At 63.8% G+C, this 17482-nt stretch carries 14 protein-coding genes; 9 read left to right on the top strand and 5 right to left on the bottom strand.

From position 1 onward, the window contains the following. Window positions 1-13 precede the first annotated feature (13 nt). Both oadA and OUY36_RS01470 read right to left on the bottom strand, forming a co-directional pair. Complete coding sequence (oadA, locus tag OUY36_RS01475) at window positions 14-1828, bottom strand: sodium-extruding oxaloacetate decarboxylase subunit alpha (protein ID WP_110778444.1); 1815 nt, start codon at window positions 1826-1828, stop codon at window positions 14-16. A gap of 10 nt (window positions 1829-1838) precedes the next feature. After that, entirely contained in the window at window positions 1839-3254 is a 1416-nt protein-coding gene (locus tag OUY36_RS01470; RefSeq protein ID WP_102839313.1) for an acetyl-CoA carboxylase biotin carboxylase subunit, read from the bottom strand. Between the two features lie 238 nt (window positions 3255-3492). Here OUY36_RS01470 and OUY36_RS01465 point away from each other — a divergent pair, with 238 nt between their 5' ends. Continuing rightward, entirely contained in the window at window positions 3493-4452 is a 960-nt protein-coding gene (locus OUY36_RS01465; RefSeq protein WP_316958845.1) for a LysR family transcriptional regulator, read from the top strand. On the opposite strand, the gene OUY36_RS01460 is transcribed toward OUY36_RS01465, so the two are convergent. After that, window positions 4397-4609 carry a PA3496 family putative envelope integrity protein gene (locus OUY36_RS01460; protein ID WP_003296781.1) on the bottom strand — a complete coding sequence of 71 codons (213 nt, stop codon included), beginning with the start codon at window positions 4607-4609 and terminating at the stop codon, window positions 4397-4399. The two genes, OUY36_RS01465 and OUY36_RS01460, sit on opposite strands and share 56 nt — an antisense overlap. A gap of 91 nt (window positions 4610-4700) precedes the next feature. Then, window positions 4701-5567, bottom strand: coding sequence for a transcriptional regulator HexR (hexR, locus tag OUY36_RS01455; protein WP_014595478.1), 867 nt, complete (start codon window positions 5565-5567; stop codon window positions 4701-4703). A 141-nt stretch (window positions 5568-5708) separates the two neighbouring features. Here hexR and zwf point away from each other — a divergent pair, with 141 nt between their 5' ends. From zwf to trhP, 8 genes are all read left to right on the top strand, one after another. Further along, entirely contained in the window at window positions 5709-7151 is a 1443-nt protein-coding gene (zwf, locus tag OUY36_RS01450; RefSeq protein ID WP_063541227.1) for a glucose-6-phosphate dehydrogenase, read from the top strand. A gap of 627 nt (window positions 7152-7778) precedes the next feature. Beyond that, window positions 7779-8294 carry a diaminobutyrate acetyltransferase gene (gene ectA / locus OUY36_RS01445; RefSeq protein ID WP_020307978.1) on the top strand — a complete coding sequence of 172 codons (516 nt, stop codon included), beginning with the start codon at window positions 7779-7781 and terminating at the stop codon, window positions 8292-8294. Continuing rightward, a complete protein-coding gene (gene ectB, locus OUY36_RS01440; protein ID WP_063541229.1) occupies window positions 8291-9568 on the top strand; it encodes a diaminobutyrate--2-oxoglutarate transaminase in 1278 nt (425 codons plus the stop codon). Before ectA ends, ectB begins: the two co-directional genes overlap by 4 nt. A 13-nt stretch (window positions 9569-9581) precedes the next feature. Continuing rightward, complete coding sequence (locus OUY36_RS01435) at window positions 9582-9983, top strand: ectoine synthase (protein WP_063541230.1); 402 nt, start codon at window positions 9582-9584, stop codon at window positions 9981-9983. A gap of 67 nt (window positions 9984-10050) precedes the next feature. Beyond that, on the top strand, window positions 10051-10959 hold the full coding sequence (thpD, locus tag OUY36_RS01430) for an ectoine hydroxylase (RefSeq protein WP_063541231.1): 909 nt from the start codon (window positions 10051-10053) through the stop codon (window positions 10957-10959). A gap of 154 nt (window positions 10960-11113) precedes the next feature. After that, a complete protein-coding gene (locus tag OUY36_RS01425; protein WP_267936403.1) occupies window positions 11114-12544 on the top strand; it encodes an aspartate kinase in 1431 nt (476 codons plus the stop codon). Window positions 12545-12710: 166 nt separating this feature from the next. After that, entirely contained in the window at window positions 12711-12929 is a 219-nt protein-coding gene (locus tag OUY36_RS01420) for a YdcH family protein (protein WP_161612124.1), read from the top strand. A gap of 120 nt (window positions 12930-13049) precedes the next feature. Next, window positions 13050-14420: a prephenate-dependent tRNA uridine(34) hydroxylase TrhP gene (trhP, locus tag OUY36_RS01415; RefSeq protein ID WP_267936402.1), complete on the top strand. Its 1371-nt coding sequence runs from the start codon at window positions 13050-13052 to the stop codon at window positions 14418-14420. Window positions 14421-14454: 34 nt separating this feature from the next. On the opposite strand, the gene OUY36_RS01410 is transcribed toward trhP, so the two are convergent. After that, window positions 14455-17307: a bifunctional diguanylate cyclase/phosphodiesterase gene (locus OUY36_RS01410; RefSeq protein ID WP_208217232.1), complete on the bottom strand. Its 2853-nt coding sequence runs from the start codon at window positions 17305-17307 to the stop codon at window positions 14455-14457. Window positions 17308-17482: the final 175 nt, after the last annotated feature.

Below are 17482 nucleotides of genomic sequence, written 5' to 3'. Positions count from 1 at the left end.
CGCCACCCTTCACTCAGCCCTCGATCTCTATCAAGACTTCTCCCGGGTTCACCCGGTCACCTTTGGCGACGTGAACGGCCTTAACGGTGCCGGCGATCGGTGCCTGGATCTCGGTCTCCATCTTCATCGCCTCGCTGACCAGCACCGTCTGCCCGGCCTTCACCGCATCGCCGACGGCGACCAGCACGTCGACCACGTTGCCCGGCATGGTGGTGCTGACGTCGCCCGGCGCGCTGGCCTGCTTGCGCCCGCTGCCGCCACCGCCGACGAAGGCATTAAGCGGCTCGAACACCACTTCCTCCGGCATGCCGTCGATGGACAGGTAGAAGTGCCGCTTGCCCTCGCCCTTGACGCCGACACCGGTGATGTCGACACGGTAGCTCTCGCCGTGGACATCGATGACGAACTCGGTCGGCGTACCTTCGACGCTGGCCGCTGCGACATTGCCATCGGGAATCGGCAGCAGCACTTCCGGCTGCAACGTGCCTGCTTCGCGCTCCTCGAGGAACTTGCGGCCGATGTCCGGGAACATGGCGAAGGTCAGCACGTCTTCTTCGCTCTTGGCCAGTCCGCCGATGTCCTTGCGCAGCTTGTCCAGCTCCGGTGCCAGCAGGTCGGCCGGGCGGCACTCGATGACCTCCTCGCTACCGATGGCCATGAAGCGCAGGCGCTCGCACACCGGTGCCGGCGCCTGACCGTAGCGGCCCTGCAGGTAGAGCTTCACCTCGTTGGTGATGGTCTTGTAGCGCTCCCCGGCGAGCACATTGAAGAACGCCTGGGTGCCGACGATCTGCGAGGTTGGGGTCACCAGCGGAGGGTAGCCGAGGTCCTTGCGCACCTTGGGGATCTCCGCCAGCACTTCATCCATACGGTGCAGCGCGCCCTGCTCCTTGAGCTGGTTCGCTAGGTTGGAGATCATCCCGCCAGGCACCTGGTTCACCTGCACACGGGTGTCGACGCCGGTGAATTCGCTTTCGAACTGGTGGTACTTCTTGCGCACGGCGTAGAAGTACAGACCGATCTCCTGCAGCAGCTCCAGGTCGAGGCCGGTGTCGTATGGCGTGCCGCGCAGCGCGGCGACCATGGACTCGGTGCCCGGATGGCTGGTGCCCCAGGCCATACTGGAGATGGCGGTGTCGATGCGATCGGCGCCATTCTCCACGGCCTTGAGCTGGCACATGCTGGCGACGCCAGCGGTGTCGTGGGAGTGGATCACCACATCCAGCTCGGGCAGTGCGGCCTTCAGCGCCTTGACCAGTTCGCCCGTGGCATAAGGGGTCAGCAGGCCGGCCATGTCCTTGATGGCGATGGAGTCGACGCCCATGGCCGCCATCTGCCGCGCCTGCTCGACGAACGCCTCGGTGGTGTGCACCGGGCTGGTGGTGTAGGCGATGGTGCCCTGGGCGTGCTTGCCGCTCTTCTTCACCGCACGGATGGCGGTTTCCAGGTTCCGCACGTCGTTCATCGCATCGAAGATGCGGAACACGTCGATGCCGTTCTCTGCCGCCTTGGCGACGAATGCCTCGACCACATCGTCGCTGTAGTGGCGGTAGCCGAGCAGGTTCTGCCCGCGCAGCAGCATCTGCAGGCGGGTATTGGGCAGCGCCGCCTTGAGCTGACGCAGACGCTCCCAGGGATCTTCCTTGAGGAAGCGCACGCAGGCATCGAAGGTGGCGCCGCCCCAGACTTCCAGCGACCAGTAGCCGACGCGGTCGAGCTTGTCGCAGATCGGCAGCATGTCTTCGGTGCGCATGCGGGTGGCCAGCAGCGACTGATGGGCGTCACGCAGGATGGTGTCGGTGACGGAGATTTTCTTCTGGACGGTCATGGTGCGTTCCTCACAGGCCTGCGTGGGCGGCAATGGCGGCGGCGATGGCCAGGGCCAGTTCGCCCGGCTTGCGTTTGATCGAGTAGTTCAGCAGTTCCGGATGGTTGTCGACGAAGCTGGTGTTGAACTGGCCGCTGCGGAAATCCGGGTTGGCGAGAATCTGCTGGTAGTAGGTGGCGGTGGTCTTCACGCCCTGCACGCGCATGTCGTCCAGTGCACGCGACCCCCGGGCCAGCGCCTCTTCCCAGGTCAGCGCCCAGACCACCAGCTTCAGGCACATGGAGTCGTAGTACGGTGGAATGGTGTAACCGGTGTAGATCGCCGTGTCGGTGCGCACGCCGGGGCCACCGGGCGCGTAGTAGCGGGTGATCTTGCCGAAGCAGGGCAGGAAGTTGTTGCGCGGGTCTTCGGCGTTGATGCGGAACTGCAGGGAAAAGCCGCGATGCTGGATGTCCTCCTGCTTGACCGATAGCGGCTGGCCGGAGGCGATGCGGATCTGCTCACGAACGATATCGATGCCGGTGATTTCCTCGGTGATGGTGTGCTCCACCTGCACTCGGGTGTTCATCTCCATGAAGTACACCTCGCCATCGGCGAGCAGGAATTCCACGGTACCGGCGTTCTCGTAGCCCACCGCCTTGGCCGCGCGCACGGCCAGGTCGCCTATATAGGCGCGCTGCTCGGGGGTAAGCTGCGGGCTCGGCGCGATCTCGATGAGCTTCTGGTTGCGCCGCTGGATCGAGCAGTCGCGCTCGAACAGGTGCACGGTGTTGCCGAAACTGTCGGCCAGTACCTGCGCCTCGATGTGCTTGGGTTCGACGATGCACTTTTCCAGGAACACCTCGGCGCTGCCGAAGGCCTTGGTCGCCTCGGAAATCACCCGTGGATAGGCCGATTCCAGCTCCGCACGCGAATTGCAGCGACGAATGCCGCGGCCGCCACCGCCGGAGGTGGCCTTGAGCATCACCGGGTAACCGATGCGCTCGGCTTCGCGCAGCGCCTCGGCGAGGTCCTTGACGTTGCCTTCGGTGCCCGGCGTGACCGGCACGCCGGCCTTGATCATGCTGCGCCGGGCTTCGGTCTTGTCGCCCATGCGACGAATCACCTCGGCGCTGGGACCGACGAACTTGATTCCACGTTCGGCGCAGATATCCGCCAGTTCCGCATTCTCGGAAAGGAAACCATAGCCCGGATGCAAGGCATCGCAGCCGGTTTCCACCGCCAGATTCACCAGCTTGCGCGGGTTCAGGTAGCCGGCCAGCGGGTCCTCGCCGATGAAATAGGCCTCGTCGGCGCGCTTGACGTGCAGCGCATGGCGGTCGGCTTCGGAGAACACCGCCACCGAGCGAACGCCCATTTCGGCACAGGCGCGGACGATGCGTACCGCGATTTCCCCGCGGTTGGCGATCAGCAGCTTCTTGATCACGCTGTCTTCCCTCGGATCGTTGAGCAGGCGACCCGCGAGCGGGTCATGATCACTCGCATTTGCAACGAGTCATTTCACCCTACGCCCGTCCGGGCGATTACTGAAAATGAATAATTGTTTTCCTGAGGATAAGTATTTACTTATATACACCTGCTGTGCGCCTGCTTTCTGACCGAACAGGCAGAAAATTCGCGCACTGACTCGCCGACCATAAAATGAGCGAAACAACGAGAAAACGATGCGAAAATCATTGATGCGCATGACATTGCGCCAGCTTCAGGTGTTTCGCGCGGTCTGTGAGACGCTTTCCTACAGCCGTGCCGCTGAGGAAATGGCGCTGACCCAGCCAGCAGTGAGCCTGCAGATCCGCCAGCTGGAAGAATTGGTCGGCCAGCCGCTGTTCGAGTACGTCGGCAAGAAGCTCTACCTGACCGATGCCGCCGAAGCGCTGCAGCGCGCCAGCACCGATATCTTCGGCCGGCTCGACAGCCTCGACATGCAGCTGTCCGACCTGCTGGGCTCGCTACAGGGGCAGCTGAACCTAGCCGTGGAATCCAGCGCCAAGTACATCACGCCGCACCTGTTCGCCGCCTTCAAGCGGCTGCATCCGGAGGTCAACCTGCAGCTGGTGGTGGTCAATCACGCTCAGGCGGTCAAACGCCTGTCGGTCAGCCGTGACGACCTGCTGATCATGTCTCAGGTGCCCACCGACATGGACCTGGAGTTCATGCCGTTCCTCAACAACCCGATCATTGCCGTGGCCCCGCCTGAGCATCCGCTGTGCCATGCGGCCACGCTGTCGCTGCAGGATCTGACCAGCTATCCGCTGCTGACGCGCGAACCCGGCTCCGGCACACGCAGGGCCGCAGAAGATTACCTGCGACAGAAACGCGCCCACTTCACCCAGACCATCCAGGTCGCCTCGCTGGATGCACTGCGTGAATGCGTGGTGGCCGGCCTGGGGCTGGCGCTGCTGCCGCGCCATGCGGTGCATCTGGAGCTGGCCTGCGGACTGCTGCGTGAGCTGCCAGTGCAGGAACTGCCGCTGCAACGCAGCTGGTGCGTGGTTCACCCGCGCGGTAAACGCCTGAGCCCGGTGGCCCAGGCGTTCTTCGCCTTCCTACGTGAAGAGCGTGCGCAGATCAGTGCGCTGGCGGAGCGCTTCGCCGGCTCGCCGATGACTCCAGCAGCGAGCTGAGCACCAACGCATCGGCATAGTCGTTCAGTTCGGCATGCAGCTGACGCTGCTCGGTGTAGCTTTCGATGGCACGACGAAAGCGCATGCGGCGCTCGTCCTGCTGCTTGCGTCGGGCCTTGCTGTCGAGTGGGGTGCTGACGTCGGTTTGCCGGAGCATGAGCGGTCTCCCAGAACAGGTAACGGGAGACCAGCATCGGCGCTGTGAGTGACAGGATGAAGTCAGCGTGATGACGCGGCGATGAAGACGCTCAGTCCTCGTGGGCCTTGACCGTCTTCGGCGACAGCCGAAGGCTGCGCAGGCTGCGCTTCACACTCTTGAGATGGTTGACCAGGCTCGGCCCACGGGCCATGGCCACACCCATGGCCAACACATCGATCACGACGAGGTGAGCGATACGCGAGGTCAGCGGAGTGTAGATCTCGGTGTCTTCCTGCACGTCGATCGCCAGATTGATGGTGGCCAGCTCGGCCAGGGGTGTCTGGCTCGGGCACAGGGTGATCAGCGTCGCGCCGGATTCACGCACGACGTTGGCGGTGATCAGCAGATCCTTGGAGCGACCGGACTGGGAAATGCAGATCGCCACGTCGGTCGGCTTGAGCGTCACCGCCGACATCGCCTGCATGTGCGGATCGGAATAGGCCGCGGCCGAAAGCAGCAGGCGGAAGAACTTGTGCTGGGCATCGGTGGCCACTGCGCCGGAGGCGCCGAAACCGTAGAACTCCACCCGCTCGGCCTTGGCCATGGCGGTGATGGCGCGCTGCAAGGCATCCGGGTCGAGCCGCTCACGCACCTCCATCAGGGTGTGCAGCGTGGTGTCGAAGATCTTCAGCGCGAAGTCAGCCACCGAATCGTTCTCGCTGATGGCGAACTGGCCGAAACTGGCGCCGGCGGCCAGGCTCTGCGCCAGCTTGAGCTTGAGGTCCTGGAAGCCGAGGCAGCCGATGGCCCGACAGAAACGCACGATGGTCGGCTCGCTGACGCCGACGGTGTGCGCCAGATCGGCCATGGAACTGTGCATCACCGAGGCCGGATCGAGCAGGACATGGTCGGCCACCTTCAACTCCGACTTCCGTAGCAGACTTCTCGACTGGGCGATGTGTTGCAGCAGATTCACGTGGCGGGCTCGCTATGCTCACGACTGAGGGCTCGTTCGGGCGCGACAGGCACCGCTCGGCCATCAGCGGGTTGTAGTGGGGCGGTAGTTATACTACAAGCCTCGCCATGACGCCCATTTTTTGCCCCTGGGAGAGATTCGATGTCGATTTCCTGTGACATGCTCGTGTTCGGCGGGACCGGTGACCTGACGCTGCACAAGCTGCTGCCGGCGCTGTATCACCTGCATCGCGACGGCCGCCTGCATGCCGACGTGCGCATTCTCGCCCTGGCGCGCAAGAAGCTCGACCGCGACGGCTACCTGGCCCTCGCCGAGCGCCATTGCCGCGCCCAGGTCGCGCGCAGCGACTTCAACCCCGAGACCTGGCAAGCCTTCGCCCAGCGCCTCGACTATTTCGCCATGGACGCCTCCCAGCGCAGCGAATACGCGCGTCTGGCCCAGTATCTCGGCCGGGCCGATGGCCGCGTGCGGGTCTACTACCTGGCCACCGCGCCGGATCTGTTCGAGCCCATCGCCGCCAACCTGGAAAGTGCCGGGCTGGCCGGTGACGATGCGCGCATCGTGCTGGAAAAACCCATCGGCCATTCGCTGGATTCGGCACTGGAAATCAACGAGGCGATCGGCTCGGTATTCCCCGAAGCGCGCATCTACCGGATCGACCATTATCTGGGCAAGGAAACGGTGCAGAACCTCATGGCGCTGCGCTTCGCCAACGCGCTGTTCGAGCCGATCTGGCGCGCCGGGCATATCGATCACGTGCAGATCACCGTGGCCGAAACCCTCGGCGTGGAAAACCGCGGCGGCTACTACGACAACGCCGGCGCCATGCGCGACATGCTGCAGAACCACCTCCTGCAGCTGCTCTGCCTGGTGGCGATGGAGGCGCCGGTGCGTTTCGACGCCAAGCACATCCGCGGCGAGAAGGTGAAGGTGCTCGAAGCGCTCAAGCCGATCACCGGCAACGACGTGCTGGACAAGACCGTACGCGGCCAGTACGGCGCCGGGCGCATCGGCGGCCACGACGTGCCGGCCTACTACTTCGAGCCGAACATCGACAACGACAGCGACACCGAAACCTTCGTCGCGGTGAAGGCCGAGATCGACAACTGGCGCTGGGCCGGCGTGCCCTTCTACCTGCGCACCGGCAAGCGCATGGCGCGCAAGCGCTCGGAAATCATCATCACTTTCAAGCAGGTGCCGCACCTGCTGTTCGCCAAGGGCGAGGTCAACCGCCTGATCATCAGCTTGCAGCCGGAGGAGAGCATCAGCCTGCAGCTGATGGCCAAGGCACCCGGCAAGGGCATGCAGCTCGAGCCGGTGGAACTGGACCTCAACCTGGCCCATGCCTTCAGCAGCACCCGCCGCTGGGAGGCCTACGAGCGTCTGCTGCTGGATGTCATCGAAGGCGATTCGACGCTGTTCATGCGCCGTGACGAGGTGGAAGCGGCCTGGAACTGGGTCGACCCGATCCTGCGCGGCTGGAGCAGCTACTACCGCAAACCACGGCCTTACGCCGCCGGCGAGGATGGCCCGGAGCAGGCGCACCAGTTCATCGAGCGCCAGGGCCATCGCTGGTGGCAATGAGGCGCCCAGAAGAACTAATCCGAACTTCGCCGCAGCCGCCGAATAACGCGTGATAGAGCGGATCGGCGGAGTTTTCACAATCGACGAATACGGCCATCTGAACTAGTGCAATCAACTAACCCAGAGCAGACCATGATTCGCCTACATATTCCGGTCATATCAGCGACATATAATCAGCGAGCCGCCCCTTATATTCCGCGCCTTCTCGGCTAGTTCAACCAGCGCGTCCACAGGGCACACTCCGCGACCGTCGCAGATCAATCGGCCTTTCGCCGCCTGCGCCAAATCCGGACACCGTAGATCACAGCAAAAGCTAGCAACTGCAAGGCCTGCAGCCGACAGAATGAGGATTCAGGCGAACTTGTGCGGCAGGCCTACGTCCAACTTCCCGAGCCACTCCGCAAACTTCCACGCAGTTCGTCTATTGCTCGACAGTTGTCGAGACCGAAACAGACTGAAACATCCGCGGCGTCAGCGCAGGAACAACGCGGGCTCTGGCGATATATAGGCGTCGCCACACTTCGCATATCGGGAAACATGGGTTGAGAAACTTTCCAAGATATGCCTACCCTAAAAAGGAATTCAATCAACAACCCCAAAGGCATTGTTTTGAGTTTCCCCACCGTAATGCTCCGTCGCCCAACCGACGGCGACGGTTACAACCTGCATCAGCTGGTGGCGCGCTGCCAGCCCCTCGATACCAATTCGGTCTACTGCAACCTGCTGCAGTGTTCCGACTTCGCTGACACCGCCATCGCCGCAGAGAACGCCCAGGGCGAGCTGGTCGGTTTCATTTCGGGTTATCGCCCCCCTTCGCGGCCGGACACATTGTTCGTCTGGCAGGTCGCCGTCGACGGTTCGATGCGCGGCCAGGGGCTGGCCCTGCGCATGCTGCTGGCGCTGACCGAACGGGTCGCCCGTGAGCACGGCGTGCGCTACATGGAAACCACCATCTCCCCGGACAACGCGGCGTCCCAGGCGCTGTTCAAGCGGGCCTTCGACAAGCTGGGTGCCGACTGCACCACGCGCACGCTGTTCTCGCGCGCCGAGCATTTCGCCGGACAGCACGAGGACGAGGTGCTCTACCGCGCTGGCCCGTTCACCGTTTCCCATCTAGAAGAAGAGCTCAAGGAGCACGCATGAAAACTTTCGAACTGAACGAATCCAAGGTTCGCAGCTACTGCCGTTCCTTCCCCGTGGTCTTCAATCAGGCCCAGGGCGCCGAACTGGTCACTCAGGACGGCAAGCGCTACATCGACTTCCTCGCCGGTGCCGGCACGCTCAACTACGGGCACAACCACCCGGTGCTCAAGCAGGCGCTGCTCGACTACATCGAGAGCGACGGCATCACCCACGGCCTGGACATGTACACCGCGGCCAAGGAGCGTTTCCTCGAAACCTTCAACCGCCTGATCCTGGAGCCGCGCGGCATGGGTGACTACCGCATGCAGTTCACCGGCCCGACCGGCACCAACGCGGTCGAGGCGGCGATGAAGCTGGCGCGCAAGGTCACCGGGCGCAACAACATCATCAGCTTCACCAACGGCTTCCACGGCTGCAGCATCGGCGCGCTGGCCGCGACTGGCAACCAGCATCACCGCGGCGGCTCCGGCATCAGCCTGACCGACGTCAGCCGCATGCCGTATGCCAACTATTTCGGCGACAAGACCAACACCATCGGCATGATGGATAAGCTGCTCTCCGACCCGTCCAGCGGTATCGACAAGCCGGCCGCGGTGATCGTTGAGGTGGTCCAGGGCGAAGGCGGTCTGAACACCGCATCGGCCGAGTGGATGCGCAAGCTCGAGAAGCTCTGCCGCAAGCACGAGATGCTGCTGATCGTCGACGACATCCAGGCCGGCTGCGGCCGCACCGGCACCTTCTTCAGCTTCGAGGAGATGGGCATCCAGCCGGATATCGTCACGCTGTCCAAGTCGCTGTCCGGCTACGGCCTGCCGTTCGCCATGGTGCTGCTGCGCCAGGAGCTGGACCAGTGGAAGCCGGGCGAACACAACGGCACCTTCCGCGGCAACAACCACGCCTTCGTCACCGCCGCCGCGGCCGTCGAGCACTTCTGGCAGAACGACGAGTTCGCCAACAGCGTGAAGGCCAAGGGCAAGCGCATCGCCGACGGCATGCAGCGCATCATCCGCCGTCACGGCCCGGATTCACTGTTCCTCAAGGGCCGCGGAATGATGCTCGGCATCAGCTGCCCGGATGGCGACATCGCTTCGGCCGTCTGCCGTCACGCCTTCGACAACGGCCTGGTGGTCGAGACCAGCGGCGCCCACAGCGAAGTGGTCAAGTGTCTCTGCCCGCTGATCATCAGCGAAGAGCAGATCGACCGTGCGCTTTCCATTCTCGACAAGGCGTTTGCCGCCGTGATGGGTGAGCAGACCGCCAACCAGGCTTCCTGAGGAGGACCCGCAGATGATCGTGAGAAAACTCGCCGACTGCGAGCAGACCGACCGCAAGGTCCACAGCAAGACCGGCACCTGGGACAGCACACGCATGCTGCTCAAGGACGACAACATGGGCTTCTCGTTCCATATCACCACCATCTACGCCGGCACCGAGACGCACATCCACTACCAGAACCACCTGGAGTCGGTGTACTGCATGAGCGGCAACGGTGAGGTCGAGACCATCGCCGACGGCAAGATCTACAAGATCGAACCCGGCACGCTGTACATCCTCGACAAGCACGACGAGCACCTGCTGCGTGGCGGAAGCGAGGACATGAAGATGGCCTGCGTCTTCAACCCGCCGCTCAACGGCAAGGAAGTGCATGACGAGAGCGGCGTCTATCCGCTGGAGGCCGAAACCGTCTGATACCGGTTTACCGGGGCGGCCACCGCGCCGCCCCACCATCACCAGAAAGGAGGTAAGCGTGAACCCTATGCAAGCCGACCTGTATCCCTCGCGCCAGGAAGACCAGCCCAGCTGGCAAGAACGCCTGGATCCGGTCGTCTACCGCAGCGACCTGGAGAATGCGCCGATAGCGGCGGAGCTGATCGAACGTTTCGAACGCGACGGCTACCTGGTCATCCCCAATCTGTTCAGCGCCGATGAAGTCGCGGTATTCCGTGCCGAACTCGAGCGCATGCGCCAGGACCCGGCCGTCGCCGGCTCCGGCAAGACCATCAAGGAACCCGACAGCGGCGCCGTCCGCTCGGTGTTCGACATTCACAGCGACAACCACCTGTTCGCCCGTGTAGCAGCCGACGAACGAACTGCCGGCATCGCCCGCTTCATCCTCGGCGGTGATCTGTACGTGCATCAATCGCGGATGAACTTCAAGCCCGGCTTCACCGGCAAGGAGTTCTACTGGCACTCGGACTTCGAGACCTGGCACGTAGAGGACGGCATGCCGCGCATGCGCTGCCTGTCCTGCTCGATCCTGTTGACCGACAACGAGCCGCACAACGGCCCGCTGATGCTCATGCCCGGCTCGCACAAGCACTACGTGCGCTGCGTCGGCGCCACACCGGAGAACCACTACGAGAAATCCCTGCGCAAGCAGGAATTCGGCGTGCCCGACCAGAACAGCCTGAGCGAGCTGGCGAGCCGCTTCGGCATCGACTGCGCCACCGGCCCGGCCGGCAGTGTGGTGTTCTTCGATTGCAACACCATGCATGGCTCCAACGGCAACATCACACCCAGCGCGCGGAGCAATCTGTTCTACGTCTACAACCACGTGGATAATGCCGTGCAGCCGCCGTTCTGCGAGCAGAAACCCCGCCCGGCCTTCGTCGCCGAGCGTGAGAACTTCAAGCCGCTGGACATTCAGCCGCAACAGTATCTCTGAGGCGATCGGGCGCGTCTGATGACGGGCCCGATCCCCCGGCTCGGCCGATCGCTTATTGGCCCAGGGATGAACTCACTTCCAGCTCGTTGATCGACAGGTGCGCCAGCCGCGCCGGGCCCGTCAACGGCCTGCCAGATTCGGACGCAATAAAAAGATGCATACCGTAGAAAAGATCGGCGGCACGTCGATGAGCCGCTTCGAGGAAGTCCTCGACAATATCTTCATCGGCCGCCGGGAAGGCGCAGCGCTGTACCAGCGCATCTTCGTCGTCTCGGCCTACAGCGGCATGACCAACCTGCTGCTGGAACACAAGAAAACCGGCGAACCCGGCGTCTATCAGCGCTTCGCCGACGCCCAGAGCGAGGGCGCGTGGCGCGAGGCGCTGGAGCACATGCGCCAGCGCATGCTGAGCAAGAACGCCGAGCTGTTCAGCTCCGAGTACGAGCTGCACGCCGCCAACCAGTTCATCAACTCGCGCATCGACGATGCCAGCGAGTGCATGCACAGCCTGCAGAAGCTCTGCGCCTACGGGCACTTCCAGCTCTCCGAACACCTGATGAAGGTGCGCGAGATGCTCGCCTCCCTCGGTGAAGCGCACAGCGCCTTCAACTCGGTGCTGGCGCTCAAGCAGCGCGGCGTCAACGCGCGCCTGGCCGACCTCACCGGCTGGCAGCAGGAAGCGCCGCTGCCGTTCGAGGAGATGATCGCCAGCCACTTCGCCGGTTTCGACCTGAACCGTGAATTGGTGGTCGCCACTGGCTATACGCATTGCGCCGAAGGCCTGATGAACACCTACGACCGCGGCTACAGCGAGATCACCTTCGCCCAGATCGCCGCCGCCACCGGTGCCCACGAGGCGATCATCCACAAGGAATTCCACCTCTCCTCCGCCGACCCGAACCTGGTCGGTGCCGACAAGGTGGTGACCATCGGTCGCACCAACTACGACGTCGCCGACCAGCTGTCGAACCTCGGCATGGAGGCGATCCATCCGCGCGCGGCCAAGACCCTGCGCCGTGCCGGCGTCGAGCTGCGCATCAAGAATGCCTTCGAGCCCGAGCACGGCGGTACGCTGATCAGCCAGGATTACAAGTCCGAGAAGCCCTGCGTGGAGATCATCGCCGGGCGCAAGGACGTCTTCGGCATCGAGGTGTTCGATCAGGACATGCTCGGCGACATCAGCCACGACATGGAAATCAGCAAGCTGCTCAAGCAGCTCAAGCTCTATGTGGTGAACAAGGATTCCGACGCCAATAGCATCACCTACTACACCTCCGGCTCGCGCAAGCTGATCACCCGCGCCGCGCGGCTGATCGAGGAGAAGTATCCGGCCGCCGAGGTCACCGTACATAACCTGGCGATCGTCTCGGCGATCGGTTCGGACCTAAAGGTCAAAGGCATCCTGGCCAAGACCGTGGCCGCGCTGGCCGAGGCAGGTATCAGCATCCAGGCGATCCACCAGTCGATCCGCCAGGTGGAGATGCAGTGCGTGGTCAACGAGGAAGACTACGACGCCGCCATCGCCGCGCTGCACCGCGCGCTGATCGAGCCGGAGAATCACGGCGACGTGATTGCCGCGGCCTGATCCAGGTGCAGGACCGAAACGCCGGGCTCGTCCCGGCGTTTTGCTGTCTGGACGCATGACACCGATCAATACCGCCGGCACCGCGCAGGATGACTATGGAGACAAGAGGCCGGTCACGGCTTACGCCTGACCGGCTCACCCGCTCATCCACAACGCAGGAATTGCCATGTTTCCCGAGTACCGCGACCTGATCACCCGTCTCAAGGCGGAAAACAAGACCTTTGCCCGTCTGTTCGACGAGCACAACGAGCTCGACCAGCACGTAAAGAACATCGAAGCGCGCATCGTGCCGGGTACCGACAGCGAGGTGGAGAATCTGAAGAAGCAGAAGCTGCAGCTCAAGGACCGTCTCTACGAGATGCTCAAGGAAGCATCCGCGGCCTGAGGGCCCGGCGCCCTGCCCCGCGGGGCGCCGTCACGCTCTGCAACCATCGAAGACGACGCGCAATCGCCGGGCAAGCGCAGTAAAATGCCGCGCTTTCGATACCCCTGCGAGTTCCGCGCCATGAGCACCCCCAACCGCACCGAGCTGCTGTCGCCTGCCGGCACGCTGAAATCCATGCGCTACGCCTTCGCCTACGGCGCCGATGCGGTGTATGCCGGGCAGCCGCGCTACAGCCTGCGCGTGCGCAACAACGAGTTCGACCACGCCAACCTCAAGCTCGGCATCGACGAGGCGCACGCGCTGGGCAAGCAGTTCTACGTGGTGGTCAACATCGCCCCGCACAACGCCAAGCTGAAGACCTTCATCAAGGATCTGGAGCCGGTGGTGGCGATGGGACCGGATGCGCTGATCATGTCCGATCCCGGTCTGATCATGCTGGTGCGCCAGCACTTCCCGCAGCAGACCATCCACCTTTCGGTGCAGGCCAACGCGGTGAACTGGGCGACGGTGAAGTTCTGGGAAAGCCAGGGCGTCAGCCGCGTGATCCTGTCCCGCGAGCTGTCGCTGGAGGAGATCGGCGAAATCCGCGAACAGGTGCCGGGCATGGAGCTGGAGGTCTTCGTCCACGGCGCGCTGTGCATGGCCTATTCCGGCCGCTGCCTGCTGTCCGGCTACATCAACAAGCGCGACCCCAATCAGGGCACCTGCACCAACGCCTGCCGCTGGGAATACAAGACCCACGAGGCGAAGGAGGATGAGCTGGGCAACTCGGTTCATCTCTACGAGCCCATCGCCGTACAGCCGGTCACGGCGCAGGACGACCCGACCCTGGGCGTCGGGGCCCCCACCGACAAGGTATTCCTGCTCGAGGACGTCTCGCGTCCTGGCGAGTTCATGGAGGCCACCGAGGACGAGCACGGCACCTACATCATGAACTCCAAGGACCTGCGCGCCGTGCAGCACGTCGAGCGTCTGGTGCAGATGGGCGTGCATTCGCTGAAGATCGAAGGCCGTACCAAGAGCCACTACTACGTGGCGCGCACCGCGCAGGTCTACCGCAAGGCCATCGACGACGCCCTCGCCGGCCGGCCGTTCGACAGGTCGTTGATGGACACCCTCGAATCGCTGGCCCACCGCGGCTACACCGAGGGCTTCCTGCGCCGTCACGTGCACGACGAATACCAGAACTACGAACGCGGCTTCTCGCTCTCCGAGCGCCAGCAGTTCGTTGGCGAACTGACCGGCGAGCGGCGCAACGGGCTGGCCGAGGTGAGGGTGAAGAACCGCTTCGCGGTGGGCGATCGGCTGGAGCTGATGACGCCGCAGGGCAATCTCAACCTGCGTCTTGAGCGGCTGGAGGACAAGCGCGGCGAAGCCATCGAGGTAGCGCCGGGCGACGGCCATACGGTGTACCTGCCGGTACCGGAAGACGTCGATCTGCGCTACGCCCTGCTGATGCGCGAACTGGACGGCAGCACCACGCGCGGTTGAGCGCGGAGCTGGCGTCGCATCGCGACGCCGCAGCTTAACGCAGCAGCTCGGCGAACTGCTCGGCCGGCACCGGCGGGCTGAGCAGGTAACCCTGGATTTCGTCGCACTGGTTGGCCTTGAGGAAATCCATCTGCGCCTGGGTTTCCACGCCCTCGGCCACCACCTTGCGCTCCAGGCTGTGGACCATGGCGATGATCGCCCGGGTAATCGCCGCATCCTGGCTGGAATGCTCCAGCTCACTGATGAACGAGCGGTCGATCTTCACGTAATCCACCGGGAAGCGCTTGAGGTAGCTCAGCGACGAGAAGCCGGTGCCAAAATCGTCGATCGCCAGTCGCACGCCCAGCGCGCGCAGCTGCTCGCTGATGCTGATGGCGTTGTCGATGTCGTCCAGCAACTGGCTTTCGGTCAGTTCCAGCTCCAACATGGTCGCTGGCAGGCCGGTTTCCTCCAGCACCTGGCGCACCAGGCTGACGAAGTTACCCTGGCGCAACTGCTTGACCGAGAGGTTCACCGAGATGCGGATCTCGGCCAGCCCCTGCTGCTGCCATTGGCGCGCCTGGCGACAGGCCTCGCGCAAGACGAACTCACCGAGCGGAATGATCAAACCGGTCTCTTCCGCCAGCGGGATGAAGTGCGCCGGCGCGACCAGTCCGCGCTCGGGGTGACGCCAGCGCACCAGCGCTTCGGCAGCATCCAGGGCATCGTTGGCCAGCGTCAGACGAGGCTGATAGAACACTTCCAGCTGGCCGGAATCCAGCGCCTTGCGCAGCTGGTTCTCCAGCTGCAGGTACTGCATGCTCGACGCCTGCGGACGGTCGGTGAAGAACTGCAGCGTGTTGCCGCCCAGGTGCTTGGCCTGCTGCATGGCCATGTTCGCCTGGCGCAGCAGCACTTCCGCATCACGGCTGTTGTCCGGCATCAGACTGACGCCGATCGAGGCGCTGATGACCAGCTCCTGCTCGTCGATGATCACTGGTTTGCGGATGCGCTGCAGCAACCGGCTGCCCAGATGCGCGAGGCTGCTGAGACTGCCGTAGGCGTCGATCAGCACGACGAACTCGTCGCCGGACAGCCGCGCGATGGTGTCGGCCTCGCTCAGGGTCTGGGTAATCCGTCGCGACATCTCGCGCAGCAGCGCGTCGGCGGCCTCATGGCCCAGGCTTTCGTTGAGCAGCTTGAAGCGGTCCAGATCGATGTAGAGCACCGCCATGTTGCGGCCATTGCGGCGCACCCGCTGGCAGGCCTCGTGCAGACGCTCCTTGAGCAGGCCGCGGTTGGCCAGTCCGGTGAGGTCGTCGTAATGGGTCAGGTAGCGCAGGCGCTCCTCGATCTTGCGCCGCACGCTGAGGTCGGAGATGAAGGCCACCACATGGGTGACGCTGTCGTTGGCATCGCGCACCTCGCGCAACTGCACCCACTGCGGGTAGACCTCACCGCTCTTGCGGGTCTCGATCAGCTCGCCCTGCCAGTGACCGTGCAGTTCCAGCGCTTCGCGCATGGTCTGGTACTGCCGCTGGCTCTCCTGCGAGCCGGCGATTCGCGCCACGCTGTGACCGATCAGCTCCTCGCGGCTGTAGCCGGACAGCGCGCAGCAGGCGTCGTTGACCGCCAGCACTCGGTAGTGATCGTTCATGATCACCATGCCTTCGCTAGCCGCCTCGAACACCGTCGCTGCCAGGCGCTGCTGCTCGGCCTGGCTGCGCAGCTCGCTGATGTCACGACGGGTACCGATCATGCGCAGCGCTCGCCCACCGGCATCGCGCTGGATCACCCGTCCGCGGTCTTCGAGCCAGATTTCGCTGCCATCAGCGCGCAACGCACGGTATTCGACGGCAAACTGCTCGGTTTCGCCCTTCAGGTGCGCGATCAGGATGGCGCGCACGCCCTCCAGATCCTTGGGATGGATGTCCGGCAGTGGCGAGCCATCCTCATCGTGGCGGTGCTGCCGGCCGATGCCGAAGACCACTTCCAGACGGGAATGGTGAACATGGTTGTTCTGCAGATCCCAGTCCCACAGCCCGAGGCCACTGGCGTCCAGCGCCAGATTCAGCCGCGTCTCGCTTTCGCCCAGTTCTTCGGCGAGCTGCGCGAGTTCCGCGGTGCGCTCGGCGACGCGCTGCTCGAGGCCATCGTAGGCACTGCGCAGCTGCTTTTCGGCATGGCGGCGTTGCTCCACCTCCGAGGCCAGACGTCGATTGAGCTGGTCGGCTTCGCGGCCGGCGGTTTCCAGCCGCTCGATCAGCTGCTGCTTGTGCAGCCGCTGTTCGAGCCCGTCGTTCACCAGCCGGCTGATCTGCCAGCCGATCAGGCAGAGGGTCGCCAGCACGATCATCGCCAGCAGCCCCCAACCCTGCTGCAGCGGATGACCGCTGGTCATCAACAGCAAACCTGTCGGCAGCAGGCTGGGCACGGCGAAACAGAAGAAAGCAGGAAGGCAGACGCCATAGGCGACGCTGGCGGCGACGACGACCGAACCGATCAGACCGTACAGCAGCGCCTGCGTGGCGAAAGCATCGGCGGGTATCAGCGCGACCATTGCATAGCTCAGGCTGACCGCACATATGCTGCTGCCGAGAAAGAACCGCCAGCGCCAGTGCGCATCGGCCTGCCCCTCGGGGCTCGCCTTGCCGAACGCCATGACCTGCTGCAGCCACAGCAGGCCCAGCGCGAGCATCCAGCCAATCCAGCCGCCGAGTTCGATGCCGCCGTTGTCCTCCCACAGCACCACGCCGCAGATCAGCGTCGAGAGCAACAGCAACAGCGCCGGGACACGCGACCCCAGATAGAGCAAACGCGTGCGTTCGGCAATGTGGTCGGAGGGCGCCATCCCGTCTGCAACAGCGGTCGCAGCCCCCGGGAAGGCGGTTCGAATGGAATCGGTCATGTCTGTTGTTCTAGTAATAACTGCACCCGAATCAGGCTCTCTCGGAACCAAAACACGGCCGATAATGGCACGTTGCTAGTCTCGCGTCATACATGCTGCGTCGGAAATTGGTCTGTGGGCCATGCTCACCGACCAACGGAGTTCCGGCATAACCCATAAGGCGAAGCAGGCTCCC

The organism is Stutzerimonas sp. R40042 (assembly GCF_026642215.1).
GTDB lineage: Bacteria > Pseudomonadota > Gammaproteobacteria > Pseudomonadales > Pseudomonadaceae > Stutzerimonas > Stutzerimonas frequens.
The sequence above is the reverse complement of the archived record's forward strand: the minus strand, read 5'-3'. Positions and strand labels throughout refer to the sequence as shown.